Origin of the sequence: Streptomyces sp. NPDC101191, from assembly GCF_044767915.1 — a bacterium.
GTDB lineage: Bacteria > Actinomycetota > Actinomycetes > Streptomycetales > Streptomycetaceae > Streptomyces.
The window spans coordinates 466,604-486,061 of sequence record NZ_JBIWOU010000007.1 but is presented as its reverse complement, the minus strand read 5'-3'; the positions used below and the strand labels follow the sequence as shown (position 1 = coordinate 486,061).

Sequence of the window (19,458 nt, the reverse complement as noted above, 5' to 3'; positions counted from 1 at the left end):
GTACTCACCCTCGCGGGCTTTCCTCCGGGCGCTTCCTTCGTTTCCGACTCTATCAGATCTTTCCGATCCGATTTCCTCGGTGCTTTCCGGTCCCGAATTCTTGGCTTTCGCCTTTCGGGCCCTTCGGCGGGGTCAAACACTACCAGGCTTTCTCACTCCCCCCGACCACGCTCTCCGCGATGCAAGCACGCAGAGGTGTAGACCACTGGGGTTAGTATCTGGCTTGATAGGTGCTGCCGACCCACGACTCAATGTCGCGTTGGGGTCAGGCAGGAGTACGACAGTACATCCCTACGTCACCTGAGGCAAATCGTTTCCGGTAGTCCCTAGGTCCGCCCAACTGGTACGTCTCGGGCGGAACCGGGACTTCCTATGACATAGGCTTCTGAACAGTACGCCGTCCAGGACAGGTAGTGACGGCGCCACACAATCTCCGCCCCTGGGAGGCCTCCCATGACAACCGTGACGTCGCCACTCGCTGGACGCGCCATCGGTCTCGCTGCTGTACCCGACCCCGTCTTCTCCGGCGCGATGGTCGGTCCCGGCACCGCCATCGACCCCGTGCGTGAGCCCTCCGAGGCCGTCTCGCCCGTTGACGGCGTCGTCGTCTCTCTCCACCCCCACGCTTTCGTCGTCGTCGACGACGAGGGTCACGGTGTGCTGACCCACCTCGGGATCGACACCGTGCAGCTCAACGGTCAGGGCTTCGAGCTCCTCGTGAACAAGGGCGACACCGTGACGCGCGGACAGGCCGTCGTGCGCTGGAACCCTGCCGAGGTCGAAGCGGCCGGCAAGTCCCCTGTCTGTCCGATCGTGGCGCTCGAGGCCACCGCAGACTCCCTCTCCGATGTCCTCGACGCCCAGGACGTCAAGGCCGGCGACGCGCTCTTCTCCTGGAGCTGACCGCCGGCCCGTCCTTGATGACGGGCACGAGTACGACATTCATCGCGGCGGTTCCGGCCGCCGCTCTACCGGAGACGGGTGAGATGGAGACAACGCTGCGAGGCGTCGGGGTCAGCCACGGGGTGGCGATCGGCGAGGTCCGGCACATGGGCACGGCGGTCCTCGAACCGCCGGCGAAGCAGATCGCGGCCGATGAGGCGGAGCGCGAACAGGGGCGCGCCCGCCAGGCCGTGGAGGCCGTGGCCGCGGACCTTATCGCCCGGGGCAACCTGGCCGGTGGCGAGGCGCAGGCGGTGCTGGAGGCCCAGGCGCTGATCGCGCAGGACCCCGAGCTGGCCGCCGACGTGGACCGCCGGATCGCGGTGGGCAGCACGGCGGAGCGGGCCGTCTACGACGCGTTCTCGCACTACCGGGAGCTGCTCGCGGGTGCCGGTGAGTACATGGCGGGCCGGGTGGCCGACCTTGACGACGTGCGGAACCGGATCGTGGCGCGGCTGCTCGGTGTGCCGATGCCGGGTGTTCCGGACAGCGACGAGCCGTACGTGCTGATCGCGCGGGACCTGGCGCCCGCCGACACGGCGCTGCTCGACCCGACGCTGGTGCTCGGTTTCGTGACCGAGGAGGGCGGCCCGACCAGTCACAGCGCGATCCTCGCGCGGGCGCTGGGGGTGCCGGCCGTGGTCGCGCTGCCGGGTGCGGGCGAGCTGGCCGAGGGCACGGTCATCGCGGTGGACGGTTCCACGGGCGAGATCTTCGTGGAACCGAGCGAGGAGAAGCGGGAGGCGCTGACCAAGGCCGCCGAGCAGCGGAAGGCGGCGCTGTCCGCTTCCAGCGGTCCCGGGGCGACCTCGGACGGGCACAAGGTGCCGCTGCTGGCGAACGTGGGCGGTCCCGCGGACGTTCCGGCGGCGGTCGAGGCCGGTGCCGAGGGCGTGGGTCTGTTCCGTACGGAGTTCCTGTTCCTGGACGACAGCAAGCAGGCGCCGTCCGAGGAGAAGCAGTTCGAGGCGTACCGCAAGGTGCTGGAGGCATTCCCCGAGGGCCGTGTGGTCGTGCGGGTGCTGGACGCGGGCGCCGACAAGCCGCTGGACTTCCTGACGCCGGCGGACGAGCCGAACCCGGCGCTGGGCGTGCGGGGTCTGCGGACGCTGCTCGACCACCCGGAGGTGCTGCGCACGCAGCTGTCGGCACTGGCGAAGGCCGCCGAGGGTCTGCCGGTGTACCTGGAGGTCATGGCGCCGATGGTGGCCGACCGTACGGATGCGAAGGCCTTCGCCGACGCGTGCCGTGAGGCGGGGCTGCGGGCGAAGTTCGGCGCGATGGTGGAGATTCCGTCCGCCGCGCTCCGGGCGCGTTCGATCCTCCAGGAGGTCGAGTTCCTGTCGCTGGGCACGAACGACCTGGCGCAGTACACGTTCGCCGCCGACCGTCAGGTGGGTGCGGTGTCGCGGCTGCAGGATCCGTGGCAGCCGGCGCTGCTCGACCTGGTGGCGCTGTCCGCCGAGGCGGCCAAGGCCGAGGGCAAGAGCTGTGGTGTCTGTGGTGAGGCCGCGTCGGATCCGCTGCTGGCCTGTGTGCTGGCGGGTCTGGGCGTGACCTCCCTGTCGATGGGTGCGGCGTCGATTCCGTATGTGCGGGCGACGCTGGCCAAGTACACGCTGGCGCAGTGCGAGCGTGCGGCTGCCGCGGCGCGTGCCGCGGACACCGCGCACGACGCGCGCATGGCGGCGCAGGCGGTGCTGTCCGGGGAGTGATTCCCGGTCGGCGGCCGGGGCTGCCGTGGTTCTGTTCGAAGGGGCTTCCCGCCCGTGTGGCGGGGAGCCCCTTCGGCGTCAGTGGGGGTGGGTGGTGTCGGGGGGTGCGAGGGGGAAGCCGGCGCGGTAGTCGACGTGGGGTTCGGGGGCGATGGGTTCGCCGGTGAGGGCGTCGGTGCAGTAGGCGTCGAAGACCTCGGCCTCGGTGAGGGGGTGGAGGTGTCCGCCGCGGAGGCGCCAGCCGTGGAGGCGGTCGGGGGCGCCGGGGGTGGTGGTGCGCAGGACGACGCCGCCGGGGGTGTCGAGGGCGAGTCCGGCGGCGAGGACGGTGACGAATTCGGCGCCCTGGGAGCTGTCGAGCCGTGCGGGTCCTGTGGTGTCGCGGACGGTGTGGAGGGTGGCGCGGACGGTGTGGAGGGTGGCGCGGACGGTGTGGAGGGTGGCGAGGAGCTGTTCGTCCTCGGCGGGGATGCTGCAGACGAGGTGGTGGGTGCCGGCTCCTGCGGCGTCGAGGAGGCGGAAGAGGAGCTGGGAGGCGTGGTCGAAGGAGGCGCGGCCGATGTCCTGGCCGCAGTCCGCGCAGGTCCCGGCGTCGGCGAGGAGCAGGGTGGCGTACTCCCAGGTGGCGCGGCGGGCGGCGGTGTCGACGAGGGTGGGGACGAGTGTGGTGAGGGGTTGGCCGTTGTAGAGGACGCGGGCGCCGGTGGCGGCGCGTTCGGCGGTGTAGCGGCTGCGGCTCGTGGGGTGGTCGGGGTCGATTCCGGTGTCGGCGCAGTAGTCGGCGTACTCCTCGGGGTCGAAGAGGGCGACGGTGGTGTGGCCGCCGTCGGCGGCGAGGGTCTTCAGGAGTTCTTCGACGTGGTGCAGATAGTGCCCGTGGTCGTCGAAGGCGAAGGTCGCGTACTGCCGCATGGTGGTGAAGTCCTCCTCGTCGGCGAGGAGGGCGACGGTCTCGGCCACTTCGCGGCGCAGGGCGCGGCGCAGTGTGGCGGTGGTGTGGTGCGTGTTCATGTCTCCCCCTGAGCGCTGTCGATCAGTGCTCACTCACCGTAACCGCGGGGACTGACAGTGACGACGGGGCCGGTTCGATCACGCGGTCGCGGGTCACGCGGTACTGGGCGGCGCCGGCGGCGACGAGGGCGAGGCCGAGGACGGGCCAGGCGAGGGGGCCGACGGTCATGACGCCGGTGACGAGGAGGGGTCCGGCGAAGCGCTGGGTGGACTGGGCGAGTCCGTGGACGCCGAGGTAGGCGCCCTGGGCCTCCGCGGGGGCGAGGGCGACGGAGAGTTCCCAGGAGGCGGTGGCGTGGATGATCTCGGCGAAGGTGAGGGCGATGACGGCGACGACGAGGGCGCTGATGGCGAGGGTGCGTCCGCCGGCCGCGGAGGCGGCGAGGCCGAGGGTGCCGATGACGAAGAGCCCGGCGAGCGGGACGAGCAGGCGGCGGGCGGCCCGGGTGGTGGCGCCGTAGCGGGAGAGGGGGACCTGGAAGAGGACGACCAGGACGGTGTTGAGGACCAGGAGCAGCGGGGCGAGGCCGACGGGTGCGGCGGTGGCGTGGACGATCCAGAGGGGGACGGCGACCTGGAGGATCGTGTCGTCGAGGAAGAGGGCGGCCTCGGTGGCGGTGTAGGCGAGGAAGGTGCGGTCGCGCCAGGGGTTGGCGGGCCGGGCCTTGGGGGCGTCGGCCGCGGTGGCGGCGACGCGGGAGGGGGCGGGGGGTTCGGCGCAGCGGAGGGTGAGGGCGGCGATGACGAGGTAGGTGACGACGTTGCCGACGAGGAGGAGGCCGTAGGCGCGGGTGCTGCCGGTGGCGAGTGCGGCGGCGGCGCCGAGGCCGCCGATGGACCAGCCGATGTTGACGGTGGTGCGCTGGATGGCCTGGTAGCGGACGCGGTCGGGGCCGGCGAGGCGGGCGGCGTAGAGCTTGATGAGGACGCTGCCGGCGCGGTCGGGGAGGGCGCCGAGGGCGGAGTAGAGGGTGAGGAGGAGGAAGTGGTCGGTGGTGAGGAGGGCGAGGAGGGCGGCGCCGCGCATGAGTTGGGCGCCGACGATGACGCGGACGAGGGGGAAGCGGTCGGCGAGGCGGCCGGCGAGGGGGGCGCCGGCGATGCCGACGCCGCCGGAGACGGTCATGAGGAGGCCGACCTGGCCGAGGCCGAGTCCGGAGACGTAGGTGAAGTAGAGAGCGGTGCAGCCGGCCCAGAGGCCGGTCCCGGTCTTGTCGATGATGCTCACGAGGAGCATGCGGCGGCCGTCACGGCCGCCGGGTATGCGGTCGAGAGCGGTGCGGTGCCATGAGTCGGTGCGGCTCACTCGGTTCCCCCTTGACGCGAGTTTTGTATTGATACATAATTCAGTACGTGGCAACACAATATTCGATCAGTGGGGCGACGGCCAAGGGGATCGCCGCGTCCGTCGAGCGCGGCGTCACCGAGGGCGAGCTCGCTCCGGGCGACGCGCTGCCTCCCGTACGGCGGCTCGCCGACGAGCTCGGCGTCAGTCCCGGGACCGTCGCGACGGCGTACAAGGAACTGCGGCAGCGCGGGCTGGTGGTCACGCGGGGCCGGGGCGGCACCGTGGTGGCGGAGGCCCCTTCGGTGGCCTCCCGGCGCCCGCCGCGAGTACCGCCGGGGGTGGTCGACCTGGCCACCGGCCTTCCTGACCCCGCCTTCCTGCCGGTGCTCCGGCCCCCCGCCGAGGTGCGCCCGGTGTACGGCTCGCACCGTGCCGCCCCCCGACTCGTGGCGCTCGAGGAGCTGACGCGTGCCTGGTTCGCCAGGGACGGCGTACCGGCGGAGCGGGTGACGTTCGCGCACGGGGCGCTCGACTGCATCGCCCGGCTGCTCTCCGTCGAGCTGCGGCCCGGGGACGCCGTCGCCGTGGAGGACCCCGGATTCCACCATCTCCTGGACCTCGTACCGGCCTTGGGGCTGCGCATGGTGCCGGTGACGGTGGACCGCGAGGGGATCGTCCCCGAGTCGCTGCGGACGGCGCTGCGGACCGGGGTGCGTGCGGTGGTCTGCACCCCGCGGGCCCAGTGCCCCACCGGCGCGTCCTTCTCCCCCGCCCGGCGCGACGAGCTGGTGGGACTGCTGCGGGAGTTCCCCGAGGTCCTGGTCGTCGAGGACGACTACAACGTGGAGTTCACGGGCGCGGTCGCGCCCACGCTCAGCGCGGTGGGTCTGGACCGCTGGGCGCAGGTGCGGACGGTCTCCAAGCGGCTGGGGGTCGACCTGAGGTGGGCCGCGGTCGCCGGCGATCCGGTGACCCTGGCGCGGCACGACGGGCGCATGGTGATGACGTCCGGGTGGGTCAGCCACATCCTGCAGGAGACGGTCGTCGGCCTGCTCTCCGATCCCGCGGTCACCCGGCTCGTGGCCGCCGGCGAGGTCGCGTACGCGCAGCGGCGGCAGGCGCTGACCGCCGCCCTCGGCTCGTACGGCATCCGCTGCCTCGGGGAGAGCGGGCTCAACGTGTGGGTGCCGGTGCGCGACGAGTCGGCGGTGGTGAACGGACTGCGGACACTGGGCTGGTGGGTCGCGGCCGGGGCGCGGTTCCGGATCGCCGCGCCGACGGCCGTACGGATCACGACGTCGACGCTCGTCCCGGCGGAGGCCGGGCGGCTGGCGGCGGACTTCGCGGCGGTGCTCGGCGACGCGCAGGCCACGTACGGAGGATGAGGGGAGGGAGAAGGGCCCCGCGGCGCGCGCCGCGGGGCCCTTCTCCTCTCGTGCCGTCCGTTTACCCGGCGCGGCGGGTGCGGGCCAGCTCCTCGTAGAAGTGCAGCAGGCCGATGTCGTCGACCGAGCCCGGGTTGACCGCCTTGGCCATCGGGGTGCCCTGGAGGAGGCGCTTGACCGGGACCTCGATGCGCTTGCCGGTCAGGGTGTGCGGGACGGCCGGGACCTCGATGATCTCGTCGGGGACGTGGCGCGGGGAGAGCTCGCTGCGGATCGTGCTCTTGATGCGGCCGATCAGCTCCTCGTCGAGGGTGGCGCCGTCGGCGAGGTGGACGAAGAGCGGCATCCAGTAGCCGCCGTCCGGCTCCTCCAGGCCGATGACGAGGGACTCACGGATCTCCGGGAGGCGCTCGACGGCCTCGTAGATGTCGGCGCTGCCCATGCGGACGCCCTGACGGTTCAGGGTGGAGTCGGAGCGGCCGTGGATGACCACCGAGCCGCGGTCGGTGATCGTGATCCAGTCGCCGTGGCGCCAGACGCCGGGGAACATCTCGAAGTAGCTGTCGCGGTAGCGGCTGCCGTCCGGGTCGTTCCAGAAGTGGATCGGCATGGACGGCATGGGGCGGGTGACGACGAGCTCGCCGACCTCGCCGACGAGCGGCTTGCCCGACGGGTCCCACGACTGCAGGTCGGTGCCGAGGCCGGCGGCCTGGAGCTCGCCGATGTGCACCGGGAGGGTGGGAACGGCGCCGGCGAAGCAGGAGCAGACGTCGGTGCCACCACTGACGGAGGCGATCCACAGGTCCTCGCGGACCTCGTCGTGGAGCCAGCGGAAGCCGTCGGGCGGCAGCGGGGAGCCGGTGGTGGCCACGCACTTCACCCGGGAGAGGTCGAAGTCGCGGCGGGGGTGGACGTCGGCCTTGGCGCAGGCCATGACGTAGGCGGCGGAGGTGCCGTACAGCGTGGCGCCGGTGCGCTCGGCGACCCGCCACTGGGCGCCGGTGTCGGGGTAGCCCGGGCTGCCGTCGTAGAGGACGACGGTGGTGCCGGTGAGCAGGCCGGAGACGAGGAAGTTCCACATCATCCAGCCGGTGGAGGTGTACCAGAAGAACACGTCCTCGGGGCCGAGGTCGCAGTGCAGGCCCAGCTGCTTGACGTGCTCGACGAGGATGCCGCCCTGGGACTGCACGATCGCCTTGGGCAGGCCGGTCGTGCCGGAGGAGTAGAGGACCCACAGCGGGTGGGAGAACGGGACCTGCTCGAAGACCGGCTCGGTGTCGGCGGCGGTGAGCGCGGACCAGGCCAGGGCGCCGTCCGGGGTGGGCGTGCCGAGCAGCGGGATGTGCACGACGGCGCGCAGCGAGGGCAGTTCGGCCCGGAGCTCGGTGACGGTGTCGCGGCGGTCGTGCTCCTTGCCGCCGTAGCGGTAGCCGTCGACGGTGAACAGCACGACGGGTTCGACCTGCTGGAAGCGGTCGAGGACGCTGCGGGCTCCGAAGTCGGGGGCGCAGGAGGTCCAGACGGCGCCGACGGCTGCGGTCGCGAGGAGCGCGACGACGGCCTCGGGGATGTTGGGCAGGTAGCCGCTGACGCGGTCGCCCGGCCGGACGCCGAGGCGGCGCAGTTCGGCGGCGAGGGAGCCGACCTGGCGGCGGAGCTCGGCCCAGCTGATCGGGGTCGGCTCATGTGTTTCGTCCACATGGAGCAGAGCCGTGTCGTGGGGGCGCTCCTCCGCGGCGCGCAGCGCGTGCTCGGCGTAGTTGAGGGTGGCGCCCGGGAACCAGTCGGCGCCGGGCATCGAGCGGTCCCCCAGGACCCGCTCGTAGGGGGTGGCGAAGCGGAGCTCGAACCACTCGGCGACGGCGGCCCAGAAGGCTTCGAGGTTCTCGACGGACCAGCGGTGCAGGGCCTCGTAGCCGCCCTCGGCGGGGGCTCCGTGGCGCTCGGCCGCCCAGGCCTGGAAGCGGGTGACGGCGGCCGCGGCGACGCGGTCCTCGTCAGGCTGCCAAAGCGGCTCGGTCTGGGCTGATGTCATGGGTCGGCTCCCTGGCTGTACGCGGGGTCTGCGTGTGTCTCGCGCACGTGCTGGGGTGTGCGCGTGACGCGGCTGACAGGGACGATGCCATGTGATCCTCTTTCGCACCAGGGTTCCCCGCCCATGGTCGGGCAGCTGAATATGTGCTCCCACCACGGGTGAACGGCAGTTGAACGAACCCCGCACGCCCTCACCCGGATGGCAGGGTGAGCCGCATGGACGGTCGTGAGCTGGTGCGCTCGGTGAAGGTGCTGGGTTCGGTGCAGGGGTTGCAGGCGGTGCGGTCGGCGTTGCGACAGCGCCGCACCGACGCGAGGGCGCTGCCGCCGAGGGGGGCGGAGCGGGCCCGGGTGCCGGGTCCGGTGGACACGGCGGAGCCGTTGCCGGGCGGGGGGATCGTCCGATTCGCCCGTTCGGTGCTGCGGATCTCGGTGTCGGCGGGCGGCACCGTCTTCTGGGGCTGGGACGAGGCGGGGCCGCTGCCCTCGTACGCGCTGGCCGGCGAGCCGCCCGAGCCGGACCCGCGGGCCGTCCTGGAACCGGACACGGACGGCGGCTGGCGGGTGGTGTCGGAGCGGGTGACGGTCGCGGTGTCCCGGCACGGGGCGGTGGAGGTGCGCACCCCGGGCGGGGTGGTGCTGCGCCGCGACCTGCCGCCCCGCTGGTGGGAGCCGGTGCGCGGCGGGGCCGCGCGCTGGGTGCAGCGCAGCGAGGTGCCGGCGGACGCCCGGTTCTTCGGTCTGGGCGGCCGCTCCGCCGGGCCGCGGCTGCGGAACGGGTCCTACCGGCTGTGGAACACCGACCCCAAGGGGCGGTTCGCTCCCGGGGACGATCCGCTGTACATCACGATGCCCGTGCAGCTGGTGGTGGCGGACGCGGGCACCCATCTGGCCTTCCACGACAACTCATGGGACGGGCGGATCGTCCTGACGGAGGGCGAGGAGGGCGCCGGGTCCGGGCACGACAGGCCGGGGACCAGCGAGGTGCGGATGGACGGCGGGCCGCTGCGCTGCTGGGTCGTGGTCGGCACGCCCGCGCGCGTGCTGCACGGCTGGGCGGCGCTCACCGGCGCGCCCGCGCTGCCGCCGTCGTGGGCCCTCGGACCGCAGCACGCGCGCTGGGGCTTCGGCAGCGAGCACGAGGTGCGGCGCATCGTGGACGGCTACCGGGACCGGGAGCTGCCGCTGTCCGTGCTGCACCTGGACATCGACCACTACGACGGGCACCGGGTGTTCACCGTGGACCGGGAACGCTTCCCCGACCTGCCCGGGCTCGCGAAGGAGCTGCGCGGACGCGGAGTGCGTCTCGTGTCGATCGTGGACCCGGCGGTGAAGGTGGAGCCGGGCAACGAGGTCTACGACGGCGGGCGGGCTGTCGGGGCGTTCGTACGCGACGACCGGGGCGACGAGGTGCACGGGGTGGTGTGGCCCGGGGAGTGCGCCTATCCGGACTTCACCGATCCGGAGGCCCGGAAGTGGTGGGGGACGCTCTACGAGGAGCGGCTGGGGCAGGGCTTCTCCGGTGTGTGGCACGACATGAACGAGCCGGTCTCGTTCGCGCCCTTCGGCGACCAGACGCTCCCCCGCTCGGCCCGGCACAGTCTGGAGGGCCGCGGCGGGGACCACCGCGAGGCACACAACGTGTACGGGCTCATGATGGCCCGCGCCGGGTACGAGGGGCTGCGCGCGCTGCGGCCCGATGAGCGCCCCTTCCTGTTCTCCCGGTCCGGCTGGGCGGGGATGCAGCGGTACGGCGGGACCTGGTCCGGCGACGTGTCCACGGGCTGGCCGGGGCTGCGGGCCTCGCTGGCCCTGGTGCTCGGGCTCGGCCTGTGCGGGGTGCCGTACTCGGGACCCGACGTGGGCGGCTTCGACGGGAGCCCGTCCCCCGAGTTGTTCGTGCGCTGGTACCAGCTCGGCGCGTGGCTGCCGCTGTTCCGTACGCACGCGGCGATCGGCGCGGGGCGGCGCGAGCCGTGGGAGTTCGGGCCGGAGGCGCTGGAGCACGCGCGCGTGGCACTGGCGGAACGGGAGCGGCTGCGGCCGTACTTCGTGACCCTGTCCCGGCTCGCGCGGATGACGGGGGCGCCCTATGTGCGCCCGGTGTGGTGGGGGTCGCCGGAGGACCGGGCGCTGCGCGACTGCGAGGACGCCTTCCTGCTCGGCGACTCCCTGCTGGTGGCGCCGGTCCTCACCCGCGGCACGGACCGGCGGGCCGTACGGCTGCCGCGCGGGCGCTGGTACGACACGGCGACCGGGCAGCCGTACGAGGGCCCCGGGCAGGTGCTCCTCGACGCGCCGCTGTCGCGCGTGCCGGTGCTCGCCCGGGCGGGCGCGGTGATCCCCGTGCGGGACGAGGAGGACGGGGAACTGGTCCTGGAGGTGTGGGCGCCGGCCGCGGGGAGGACGGGCGGCGGCCTGGTGGTGCGGGACACCGGCGACGGCTGGGAGCCGGCGGAGATCGAGCGCTATCAGTCGCGTCTGGCGGACGGGCGGGTCGTGGTGGAGCGGGTGACGGACGAGGGCGTGCGGGAGGCGGAGCTGCCGGTGCGGGTCCGCGGGGTGGTGGGCTGATCGGGTCCGGTGTCCGCGAGGGGTGTCGGACGGCGGAGCCGACGGCTGACGCAAGCCGGAGACCGACGGATCTCCGACGGCGGATCCGAGGACTCACGCAAGCGGGAGACCGACGGATCACCGACGGCGGGTCCGAGGACTCACGCAAGCCGGAGACCGGCGGATCACCGACGGATCACCGACGGCGGAGCCGACCGCTCACGCAAGCCGGAGACCGGCGGATCAGCGAGATCGGACCCGCCACCTCGTGCGGTCGGATCCGGTCGGCCCTGACCTCACCCGTACGCCCCCGCGAAGAACCGCCGCACGACCTCCGTGTGCAGGGGGAAGGCGAGTTCCTCCGGGCCGTGGAGGAGGTGGTGCCCGCTCGTCTCGTCCGTGGCGGCCGGGGGCGGGAGCTCGGCGGCGGGACGCGGCGGGAGGAGGCCGAAGAGGAGGAGGTGGCCGGCCGGGGAGCTCAGGGCGTCGGCGAGTCGGACGTCGGCGGCCCCGGCCGGGATGCCGGTCTCCTCGCGCAGTTCGCGCACCACGGCCTCCTGCCAGTCCTCGCCGAAGTCGATGAAGCCGCCGGGCAGGGCGACCCGGCCGGACTGCGGCGGGATGGTGCGGGTGATGACGACGAGCGCGGTGCCGCGCGCGTCGGTGACGGGCAGCAGGGCGACGGCGACCGGGAGCGGGTTGCGGTAGGCGGTCGTGCCGCAGGCGGGACAGGGGCGGGGCCAGCCGGCGTCGGCCGGGTAGGGGGCGCCGCAGGAGGAACAGTGCGAGTGCGGTGAGGAGTCGGTCACGAGCCGACCGTATGCGATCACCCTTTCCCGCCGCTGCCGTACCTGATAGACGGTCACCATGACAGGACTGAAGCGACTGACACGACGTGCCTCCGTTCTCCGCGGTCTCTGCGCGCTGGCCACCACCGGCCTGCTGACCGCCATCACCGCCGTCCCCTCCGCCGGTGCCGCCCCCTCCGCCGAGGCCGCCGGTGCCGCGCCGGAGCCGAAGGCGCCGCGGGAGTTCGTGGCGCTCGACCGCGTGGACCGGACGATCGTCCAGGAGATGCGCTACACCACCGCGCACAACTTCGTGGGTGAGCGGGTCGACGGCTACCGGCAGCCGGTGTGCATCCTCACCCGGCCGGCCGCCGAGGCACTGCACCGGGCGCAGGCGAAGCTGCTCGCCCGCGGCTACACGCTGAAGGTGTACGACTGCTACCGGCCGCAGCGGGCGGTGGACCACTTCGTGCGCTGGGCGAAGAACCTGGACGACAAGCGGATGAAGCGCGAGTTCTATCCGCTGGTCGACAAGTCGCGCCTGTTCGCGGACGGTTACATCGCGGAGAAGTCCGGGCACAGCCGCGGCTCGACGGTCGACCTGACGGTCGTGCGGCTGCCCGCCCTGCCCACCCGCCCCTATGTGCCGGGCGAGCCGCAGGCGGAGTGCTTCAGGCCGCAGGCGGAGCGCTTCCCGGACAACTCCGTCGACATGGGCACCGGCTTCGACTGCTTCGACACGCTTTCCCACACCGACGACCCGCGGATCGGCGGCGTGCAGCGGGCCAACCGGGATCTGCTCCGTGCCGCGCTCGCCGAGCAGGGCTTCGTCAACCTGCCCGAGGAGTGGTGGCACTTCACGTTCAAGCCGGAGCCGTTCCCGGCCACCTTCTTCGACTTCCCCGTGGCGCGGAGGTCGGTGGCGGGTCACTGACCCTTCCCCCCGCCGGGCGCCCGTGCCAGACTTCTGACGCATCGTCAGATCACGGGAGGGGCGACGGATGGCACGGACGCGCAGGCCGGTGGTGGCCGGCTGGTTCAGCGACGACACGCTTCCCGAGGGGGAGTTCAGACTCCTGGGGACCCGCTGCACGGCCTGCGCCTCGGTCTTCTTCCCCCGTGAGGACGACCGGTGCCGCAATCCGCGCTGCCCCGGCGGGGGCGAGCTGGCCGAGACACCGCTGTCCCGGCGCGGCACGGTCTGGTCGTACACCGACGGCCGCTACCGCCCGCCCGCGCCGTACGTCTCCGACCCGGACCTGCCCTGGGAGCCGTACACGCTCGTCGCGGTGGAGCTGGCCGCGGAGGCCATGGTGGTCCTCGGACAGGCCGCGCCGGGCGTGCGGACGGCCGATCTGACCGTCGGCGCGGAGGTGGAACTGGTGCCCGGTGTGCTCCACGAGGACGCCGAGCACGTCTGGACCACCTGGCACTGGCGGCCGGTCGCCGGAGGGGGCGCGGCATGACCGACATCGCCGTCCTCGGCGCGGGCATGCACCCGTGGGGCAAGTGGGGCCGCTCGTTCGTCTCGTACGGCACGGCGGCCGCCCGGGCCGCGCTCGCCGACGCGGGGCTGGAGTGGGCGGACGTGGGGTCCGTCGTCGGCGCGGACACGGTGCGGGGCGGCTATCCCGGGTACGTGGCCGGGGCCACCTTCGCCCAGGCGCTCGGCTGGCAGGGCGCCCGGGTCACCAGCGTCTACGCGGCCTGTGCCTCCGGCGCCCAGGCCATCGGCACCGCCCGGGCGCAGATCCTCGCCGGGCTCGCCGACGTGGTCCTCGTCGTGGGCGCGGACGCGGCCCCGAAGGGCTTCTTCGCCCCCGCGGGCGGCGACCGCCCCGACGACCCGGACTGGCTGCGCTTCCGGGTGCTCGGGGCCACCAACCCGGCCTACTTCGCGCTCTACGCCCGCCGCCGGATGGCCCTGTACGGGGACACGCCGGAGGACTTCGCCCAGGTGAAGGTCAAGAACGCGGCGGCCGGCGCGCTCAATCCGCTGGCCCGCTACCGCAAGCCGGTGACCGCGGCGGAGGTCGCCGCGTCGGCGGTCGTGGCCGATCCGCTGCGGCTGCTCGACATCTGCGCGACCTCCGACGGGGGCGCGGCGCTCGTCCTGTCGAGCATGGACTTCGCACGCCGGCACGGGCGGCCGGACCCGGTCCGCGTCCGGGCGGTGTCCACCGTCACCCCGACGTACCCCAGGGCCGTCCTGGACCTGCCCGACATCGCGACGGACTCGGCCGTCGCGGTCTCCCCCGCACCGCACACCTTCCGGGCCTCGATCGCCCGCGCCGCCTACGAGGAGGCGGGGCTCGGACCGGAGGACCTGTCGCTGGCCGAGGTGTACGACCTGTCCACGGCCCTGGAGCTGGAGTGGTACGAGGACATCGGCCTGTGCGGGCGGGGCGAGGGCGCGAAGCTGGTGCGGGACGGGGTGACGGCGCTCGGCGGGCGGGTGCCGGTCAACGCGAGCGGTGGGCTCGCCTCGTTCGGCGAGGCCGTGCCGGCGCAGGCGATCGCGCAGGTCTGCGAGCTGACCTGGCAGCTGCGGGGCACGGCGGGCGACCGGCAGGTGCCCGGGGCGCGGGCCGGCATCACCGCCAACCAGGGCCTGTTCGGCCATGGTTCGGCGGTGGTGGTGGTCCGCTGAGCGGCGGCTCGTCAGGACGGCAGCGCGCCGAGCTGACGCAGCTGCGCGAGGACGTCCACGACGCCGCGGATCTCGACGATGCGCCCCTCGGCGAAGCGGAGGACGAAGATCTCGCTGTAGTCGACGGTCCTGCCGGTGGGCCGCAGGCCGCGGTACTCGCCCAGGTGCGTGCCCGTCACCCTGTTCCTGCTGACGACCTTGTCGCCCTCCGCGACCGTCTCCTCGACGGTGACGTGGAGGTCGGGGAAGGCGCGCAGCAGCACCTCCCAGACCTGCTTGAGGGCGGCCACGCCGGTCGCTCCCGTCGGTACCGGCGCGTGGAACCGCACGTCCGGTGCGACGAACGCGTCCATGGCCTTCGCGACGGTGTCCGGGTCGCCGCTGTTCGTCGCGGTGTGGAACCGTTCGAGCGTCGCCCTGTTGCGGATCGCCTCTGCTGCCGACATGGTCTCTCCTCTGCCTGGTCCTGAATGGTGTCCCGGCAGGAGGACGAGACGGCGGTCGGGAATGTGACACGCGGCGAGGGCGGGCCGCCCTCGCCGCTCAGGTGGCGACGGGGGCGGGTCCGTGGCCGGCGAGGACCAGGGCGTGCTCGACGACGGCCACGAGGACGTTCTTGACGGACTCGCGGTCGCGGGCGTCGCACAGGAGCAGTTCGACCTGGGGGTCGAGGTCGAGCGCGCCGCGGACGGTCTCCGGCGGGTAGCGGCGGGCACCCTCGAAGCAGTTGACGGCCACCGTGAAGGGGATGCCGCGCCGCTCGAAGTAGTCGATGGCGGCGAAGCTGTCCTCCAGGCGCCGGGTGTCGGCGAGCACGACCGCGCCGAGGGCGCCCTGGGCGAGCTCGTCCCACAGGAACCAGAACCGGTCCTGGCCGGGGGTGCCGAAGAGGTACAGGACGAGGTCCTCGCGGAGCGTGATCCGGCCGAAGTCCATGGCGACGGTGGTGGTCGACTTGGACTCGACGCCGTGCAGGTCGTCGACCGGCCGGCCCGCCTCGCTGAGGATCTCCTCCGTCCGCAGCGGCCGGATCTCGCTCACCGCGCCCACCAGCGTGGTCTTGCCGACGCCGAAGCCCCCCGCGACGAGGATCTTCAGCGTCACCGGCTCGACCGGCGGCTGCTTGCGGCTGGAGCTAGAGCGCCCGAAGGCCATTGATCACCTCGCGAAGGATGCTCACGTCCGGCAGCTCGGCCGGCGGAACGGGGCGGGTCACGTGGACGAGCTCGTCGTCGACGAGGTCGCCGACCAGGACCCGTACCACCCCGACGGGGAGGTCGAGTCCCGCGGCGAGTTCGGCGATCGACTGCGGCTGCTCGGCGCAGCGTTCGACGATCTCCACATGCTCGGGGGACAGCGTCTGGTCTCGGCCGGGGTCGTCGGCGGCCGGTTCGGGCACCACCAGCGCGATCAGGTCGAGCCGGTGGCGGGTGGCGGCGCTGGTGCGGCCGCGGGTCATCGCGTAGGGGCGGACCACCGGGCCCGCCTCGTCGTCGAACCAGTGGCCGACCGCGTCCTCGTGGGACTGGTCTGCGTCGGTCATGCCGTCCCCCCTACTCATCCTCCGTTGGGCAGCCCGGTCCTGGGCGCCGTGGTGAGATGCGCTCCGACCCGCTTGACCATGAGGGTCATCTCGTACGCGACCTGGCCGACGTCCGAGTCGGCGTCGGCGAGGACGGCCAGGCAGCTGCCGTCGCCGGCGGCCGTGACGAAGAGGAAGGCGTCCTCCAGCTCGACCACCGTCTGCCGGACCCTGCCCGCCTCGAAGTGCCGGCCCACGCCCTTGGCGAGGCTGTGGAAGCCGGAGGCGACGGCGGCGAGGTGCTCGCCGTCCTCGCGCGAGAGGTCCTGCGAGGCGCCGGTGGGCAGGCCGTCGCTGGAGAGCACCAGGGCCTTGCGGATGGAGCCGACGCGCTCGACCAGCTCGTCGAGGAGCCAGTTCAGCTCCCCGTTGCCGTGGGCGGAGCTCTGGCTTGCTGCGGCGTTCGGTGCGGTCATCGACCGTCCCCCTCGGGTGTCGTTCCTGGTGCTGTCGTTTCGGCGTTCTGCCGTCGGCCGCGCTGCCAGCCGCGCTGCATGGACGCCATGCGGCTGCGCACCTCCTCGGCGTCGCGCTCGAAGGAGTCGGAGTCGGTGCCGGAGGGTGCGGCCGCGGCGGCCGGCTGCTCGTCGGCGCGCCCGTCGCCGGCGCGCAGCTGCGGCGCGAGGCTGGCCTGCCGGACGCGCCGGGGCAGCCCCCCGAACGGGGCCGGGCCCTCCGGCGGTACGGGGACGAGGGTGGGGCCGGGCCGCACGCGGGCGAGCTCCATCGTGTCGTCGGCGCCGGAGCCCGTGGCGGACGAGGGCCCGGCCTCGGCGCGGAGTCCCGTACGGGACTCCGGCCGGGCGCCGTTGCGGGATCCGTTGCGGGGCTCGTCCCCGTCGGACGGGCCGCCGGCCGGGTGGGCACGGCCCGCCTCGTCGACGCGGCGGCCGTGGTCGACGACGAGGGTCGGCGGCCGGCGGCGCGGCAGCGCGACGGGGGCCGCCGGCGTGTCGTCGTCGCCGCGGCCGCCCGGGGCATGCGGGTGCTGGTCGCCACGGCGGCGGTGCTCGCGGGCCCGGAAGAGTCCGCCGCGCTCGCTCTCGGTGTCGAGCAGGTCGGCCGCGCCGCTCAGCAGGTCGTCGAGGCCGTCGCCCAGGGGGGCTTCGAGCTCGACGGGACCGTCGAGGCCGGTGTCACGGACCTGGGTGAGGGCGGGGCGGCGGCCCGGCAGCCCCTCGGGGCCGGGGACGCCCTTGCGGTCGGGGCCCTTGCGGTCCGGGTTCTTGCGGTCGAGGCGGAAGCCGGCGCCCTGGGTCTCGGGCGCGTCGGTGAGCAGCGCGGCCGGGATGAAGACGACCGCCGTGGTGCCTCCGTACGGCGAGGGCTGCAGCGAGACGCGGACGTTCTGGCGCTGGGCGAGGCGGCTGACCACGAACAGGCCGAGACGGTCGGTGTCGGAGAGCTCGAACTCGGGGGTCTCGGCGAGCCGGAGGTTGGCGTCGAGCAGGGCGTCGGGGTTCATGCCGAGGCCGCGGTCGTGGATCTCCAGGGTGAAGCCGTTGGCGACCCGCTCGCCGAGCACCTGCACGGCGGTGTGCGGGGGCGAGAACACGGTGGCGTTCTCGAGGAGTTCGGCGATGAGGTGGGTGAGGTCGGCGACGGCGGGGCCGCCGACGCCGAGCCGGGGCAGCCGGCGGACCTCGATGCGCTCGTAGTCCTCGACCTCGGCGACCGCGGCGCGGACGACGTCCATGAGCTGGACGGGCTTGCGCCACTGGCGGGAGGGCGCGGCGCCGGAAAGGATGACCAGGCCCTCGGCGTGGCGGCGCATGCGGGTGGTGAGGTGGTCGAGCCGGAACAGGTCGGCGAGCTCGTCGGTGTCCTCGGTGCGGCGCTCCATGGTGTCGAGGAGCGTCAGCTGGCGGTGCAGCAGGACCTGGTTGCGGCGGGCGAGGTTGACGAAGACCTCGGCGACGCCGCGGCGCATGTCGGCCTGCTTGACCGCGGCCTCGACGGCGGCGCGCTGGAGCGTGTTGAGGGCCTGGCCGACCTGGCCGACCTCGTCGTCCTCGTAGCGGAGGTGGGGCACCTCGGTCTCGACGTCGACGTGTTCGCCGGCGGCGAGGCGCCGCATGACGCTGGGCAGGCGGACGCCGGAGACCTCCTGGGCCTCCTTGCGCAGCCGGCGCAGGTCGCGGACGAGGTCGCGGCCGATCCGGACGGAGACGATGACGGACACGAGGAGCGCGACGAAGCCGAGGACGCCGGCGACGCCGGCCTTGAGCAGCACGCTGTACGCGGCGGGCTGGACGCGCTCCTGGTAGCGGTCCCCGGCCGCGGTGTTCTCGCGGGCGAGCGCGTCGAGGACGGGGCTGGTCTGCTCCTGCCAGCGTTCGGCGGTGACGGCGCGCGGGTTCTCGGTGGCGCCCGCGTCGATGAGCGCCTCCTCCGACCTGCGCAGGGGTGCGGTCTCGGCGCCGGCCCAGTACTTCTCGAAGCGGTCGCGTTCGGCGCCGGGAAGGATCTCCAGGTTGGCCTCGTAGTAGACCTTGCGGCCCGCTGCGAGGTCGCCGATCGTGCGGATCTCCTCGGCGGTGACGCGCTCGGCGAGGAGGGCGGACACGACGAGGGCGTCCTCGCGGGAGAGGAGCTCGCGGGCGCGGGTGATGCCGACGAGGGCACGGCCCTGCTTGTCCATCTCGACGTTCTCGAGCGCGTGGAGGCTCAGCAGGAAGCCGTAGCAGGGATCCACGAGGCGGTTGTAGAAGTCGAGGGCCTGCACCCGGCCGATGCTGCGGTTCTCGACGGAACGGCGCAGCGAGGAGAGGTCGTCGAGGGCGTCGAGGAGGCTGCTGAGCCGCTGGGCGGTCACGGGGTTCATGTCGCCGCGCACGCCGGGCTCCGCGGCGTTGCGCCGGATCAGCGCGATCTGCCGGTCGGTGGCCTCGCGTTGCACGCGCAGGGTGGTGAGGGCCTCGGCGGCGCGGGGGTCGGCGAGGTAGACGAGGGACTGACGGCGTTCCTTCTGGATGACGCGCGCCGTGTCCTCGATGGGGTAGCCGATCTTCTCGACGATGTACCCGACGTCGAGGAGTTGGCGGGCCTCACGGCCGGTGAGGACCGTCGCGAAACCCCACAGGCCGGTGAGCGAGACGAGCGGCACGAGGAGCAACGCCACGATCTTCCTGCGGATGGACTTCCCGCGAAAGCGCATGGCCTCCCCCAGCTCGGCCCCCGCCGCCACGGAGGTCTCTCATGTCGGCACGCCTAGATGTCAACACGAAAGGTCAACATGAAGCGTCAATCTTCATCTTCAACAAACGGCGGCGTGAGCCTACTACTGCATCACGGCCATCTCTAAGACGCGTCCGGGCGATTTTCAGCCGGTCGAGTGAGTGTTGATCATGAGATGTCCCGGTATTCGGGGAGTTGGGTTGCGTCAGTGTGGCGTAGGACACCTGACAGTGAGGCATTTTCCGTCCTCGGACCAGCGATTGACAGATGGCTGGAACTGTTTGTTCCGCTCGCGGTCTGCGGGGACCCCGGCGAAACCTTTTCCCTCCGTGG

General features: G+C 73.1%; 16 protein-coding genes. 7 read left to right on the top strand and 9 right to left on the bottom strand.

Annotated features, from left to right (window positions below):
• Nucleotides 1-453 precede the first annotated feature (453 nt).
• Complete coding sequence (locus ACIRQF_RS28370) at nt 454-903, top strand: PTS glucose transporter subunit IIA (protein ID WP_376638160.1); 450 nt, start codon at nt 454-456, stop codon at nt 901-903.
• Between the two features lie 83 nt (nt 904-986).
• On the top strand, nt 987-2,657 hold the full coding sequence (ptsP, locus tag ACIRQF_RS28365; protein ID WP_382487370.1) for a phosphoenolpyruvate--protein phosphotransferase: 1,671 nt from the start codon (nt 987-989) through the stop codon (nt 2,655-2,657).
• A gap of 78 nt (nt 2,658-2,735) precedes the next feature.
• On the opposite strand, the gene ACIRQF_RS28360 is transcribed toward ptsP, so the two are convergent.
• Both ACIRQF_RS28360 and ACIRQF_RS28355 read right to left on the bottom strand, forming a co-directional pair.
• On the bottom strand, nt 2,736-3,668 hold the full coding sequence (locus ACIRQF_RS28360) for a hypothetical protein (RefSeq protein WP_404096086.1): 933 nt from the start codon (nt 3,666-3,668) through the stop codon (nt 2,736-2,738).
• Between the two features lie 22 nt (nt 3,669-3,690).
• On the bottom strand, nt 3,691-4,974 hold the full coding sequence (locus ACIRQF_RS28355) for an MFS transporter (protein ID WP_404096084.1): 1,284 nt from the start codon (nt 4,972-4,974) through the stop codon (nt 3,691-3,693).
• Nucleotides 4,975-5,021: 47 nt separating this feature from the next.
• Between ACIRQF_RS28355 and ACIRQF_RS28350 the strand changes: the two genes are divergently transcribed.
• Nucleotides 5,022-6,341, top strand: a complete 1,320-nt coding sequence (locus ACIRQF_RS28350) for an aminotransferase class I/II-fold pyridoxal phosphate-dependent enzyme (protein ID WP_404096081.1) — start codon at nt 5,022-5,024, stop codon at nt 6,339-6,341.
• Nucleotides 6,342-6,402: 61 nt separating this feature from the next.
• Here ACIRQF_RS28350 and ACIRQF_RS28345 read toward each other — a convergent pair whose 3' ends face one another.
• Complete coding sequence (locus ACIRQF_RS28345) at nt 6,403-8,376, bottom strand: acetoacetate--CoA ligase (RefSeq protein ID WP_376638155.1); 1,974 nt, start codon at nt 8,374-8,376, stop codon at nt 6,403-6,405.
• Between the two features lie 215 nt (nt 8,377-8,591).
• Between ACIRQF_RS28345 and ACIRQF_RS28340 the strand changes: the two genes are divergently transcribed.
• Nucleotides 8,592-10,949 (top strand): glycoside hydrolase family 31 protein, encoded by a 2,358-nt coding sequence (locus ACIRQF_RS28340; protein ID WP_404096078.1) that lies wholly within the window; start codon nt 8,592-8,594, stop codon nt 10,947-10,949.
• Between the two features lie 275 nt (nt 10,950-11,224).
• Here ACIRQF_RS28340 and ACIRQF_RS28335 read toward each other — a convergent pair whose 3' ends face one another.
• Nucleotides 11,225-11,797 carry an NUDIX domain-containing protein gene (locus ACIRQF_RS28335; RefSeq protein WP_404096076.1) on the bottom strand — a complete coding sequence of 191 codons (573 nt, stop codon included), beginning with the start codon at nt 11,795-11,797 and terminating at the stop codon, nt 11,225-11,227.
• On the opposite strand from ACIRQF_RS28335, the gene ACIRQF_RS28330 reads away from it, so the two are divergent.
• The 3 genes from ACIRQF_RS28330 (at nt 11,796) to ACIRQF_RS28320 (ending at nt 14,366) form a co-directional block, all read left to right on the top strand.
• Nucleotides 11,796-12,650, top strand: coding sequence for a M15 family metallopeptidase (locus ACIRQF_RS28330; RefSeq protein WP_404096073.1), 855 nt, complete (start codon nt 11,796-11,798; stop codon nt 12,648-12,650). The genes ACIRQF_RS28335 and ACIRQF_RS28330 overlap by 2 nt on opposite strands.
• Before the next feature lie 67 nt (nt 12,651-12,717).
• Entirely contained in the window at nt 12,718-13,182 is a 465-nt protein-coding gene (locus tag ACIRQF_RS28325; protein WP_389754656.1) for a Zn-ribbon domain-containing OB-fold protein, read from the top strand.
• Complete coding sequence (locus ACIRQF_RS28320; protein WP_404096071.1) at nt 13,179-14,366, top strand: lipid-transfer protein; 1,188 nt, start codon at nt 13,179-13,181, stop codon at nt 14,364-14,366. Before ACIRQF_RS28325 ends, ACIRQF_RS28320 begins: the two co-directional genes overlap by 4 nt.
• A gap of 11 nt (nt 14,367-14,377) precedes the next feature.
• Here ACIRQF_RS28320 and ACIRQF_RS28315 read toward each other — a convergent pair whose 3' ends face one another.
• The 5 genes from ACIRQF_RS28315 to ACIRQF_RS28295 all read right to left on the bottom strand — a co-directional run bounded on the left by ACIRQF_RS28315 (nt 14,378) and on the right by ACIRQF_RS28295 (nt 19,105).
• Nucleotides 14,378-14,812 carry an ester cyclase gene (locus tag ACIRQF_RS28315; RefSeq protein WP_389754651.1) on the bottom strand — a complete coding sequence of 145 codons (435 nt, stop codon included), beginning with the start codon at nt 14,810-14,812 and terminating at the stop codon, nt 14,378-14,380.
• Between the two features lie 97 nt (nt 14,813-14,909).
• A complete protein-coding gene (locus ACIRQF_RS28310; RefSeq protein ID WP_376638149.1) occupies nt 14,910-15,521 on the bottom strand; it encodes an ATP/GTP-binding protein in 612 nt (203 codons plus the stop codon).
• A complete protein-coding gene (locus tag ACIRQF_RS28305; RefSeq protein WP_376638148.1) occupies nt 15,502-15,909 on the bottom strand; it encodes a DUF742 domain-containing protein in 408 nt (135 codons plus the stop codon). Before ACIRQF_RS28305 ends, ACIRQF_RS28310 begins: the two co-directional genes overlap by 20 nt.
• 14 nt (nt 15,910-15,923) lie before the next feature.
• Nucleotides 15,924-16,364: a roadblock/LC7 domain-containing protein gene (locus tag ACIRQF_RS28300; RefSeq protein ID WP_376638147.1), complete on the bottom strand. Its 441-nt coding sequence runs from the start codon at nt 16,362-16,364 to the stop codon at nt 15,924-15,926.
• On the bottom strand, nt 16,361-19,105 hold the full coding sequence (locus tag ACIRQF_RS28295) for a nitrate- and nitrite sensing domain-containing protein (RefSeq protein ID WP_404096067.1): 2,745 nt from the start codon (nt 19,103-19,105) through the stop codon (nt 16,361-16,363). Before ACIRQF_RS28295 ends, ACIRQF_RS28300 begins: the two co-directional genes overlap by 4 nt.
• Nucleotides 19,106-19,458 lie beyond the last annotated feature (353 nt).

Bases quoted from the DNA above. Each gene is read 5' to 3' on its own strand.
- ACIRQF_RS28360 (WP_404096086.1), bottom strand. From the start codon at position 3,668: ATGAACACGCACCACACCACCGCCACACTGCGCCGCGCCCTGCGCCGC.
- ACIRQF_RS28325 (WP_389754656.1), top strand. From the start codon at position 12,718: ATGGCACGGACGCGCAGGCCGGTGGTGGCCGGCTGGTTCAGCGACGAC.
- ACIRQF_RS28305 (WP_376638148.1), bottom strand. From the start codon at position 15,909: ATGACCGACGCAGACCAGTCCCACGAGGACGCGGTCGGCCACTGGTTC.
- ACIRQF_RS28335 (WP_404096076.1), bottom strand. From the start codon at position 11,797: ATGGTGACCGTCTATCAGGTACGGCAGCGGCGGGAAAGGGTGATCGCA.
- ACIRQF_RS28370 (WP_376638160.1), top strand. From the start codon at position 454: ATGACAACCGTGACGTCGCCACTCGCTGGACGCGCCATCGGTCTCGCT.
- ACIRQF_RS28315 (WP_389754651.1), bottom strand. From the start codon at position 14,812: ATGTCGGCAGCAGAGGCGATCCGCAACAGGGCGACGCTCGAACGGTTC.
- ACIRQF_RS28295 (WP_404096067.1), bottom strand. From the start codon at position 19,105: ATGCGCTTTCGCGGGAAGTCCATCCGCAGGAAGATCGTGGCGTTGCTC.
- ptsP (WP_382487370.1), top strand. From the start codon at position 987: ATGGAGACAACGCTGCGAGGCGTCGGGGTCAGCCACGGGGTGGCGATC.
- ACIRQF_RS28345 (WP_376638155.1), bottom strand. From the start codon at position 8,376: ATGACATCAGCCCAGACCGAGCCGCTTTGGCAGCCTGACGAGGACCGC.
- ACIRQF_RS28330 (WP_404096073.1), top strand. From the start codon at position 11,796: ATGACAGGACTGAAGCGACTGACACGACGTGCCTCCGTTCTCCGCGGT.
- ACIRQF_RS28300 (WP_376638147.1), bottom strand. From the start codon at position 16,364: ATGACCGCACCGAACGCCGCAGCAAGCCAGAGCTCCGCCCACGGCAAC.
- ACIRQF_RS28340 (WP_404096078.1), top strand. From the start codon at position 8,592: ATGGACGGTCGTGAGCTGGTGCGCTCGGTGAAGGTGCTGGGTTCGGTG.
- ACIRQF_RS28310 (WP_376638149.1), bottom strand. From the start codon at position 15,521: ATGGCCTTCGGGCGCTCTAGCTCCAGCCGCAAGCAGCCGCCGGTCGAG.
- ACIRQF_RS28320 (WP_404096071.1), top strand. From the start codon at position 13,179: ATGACCGACATCGCCGTCCTCGGCGCGGGCATGCACCCGTGGGGCAAG.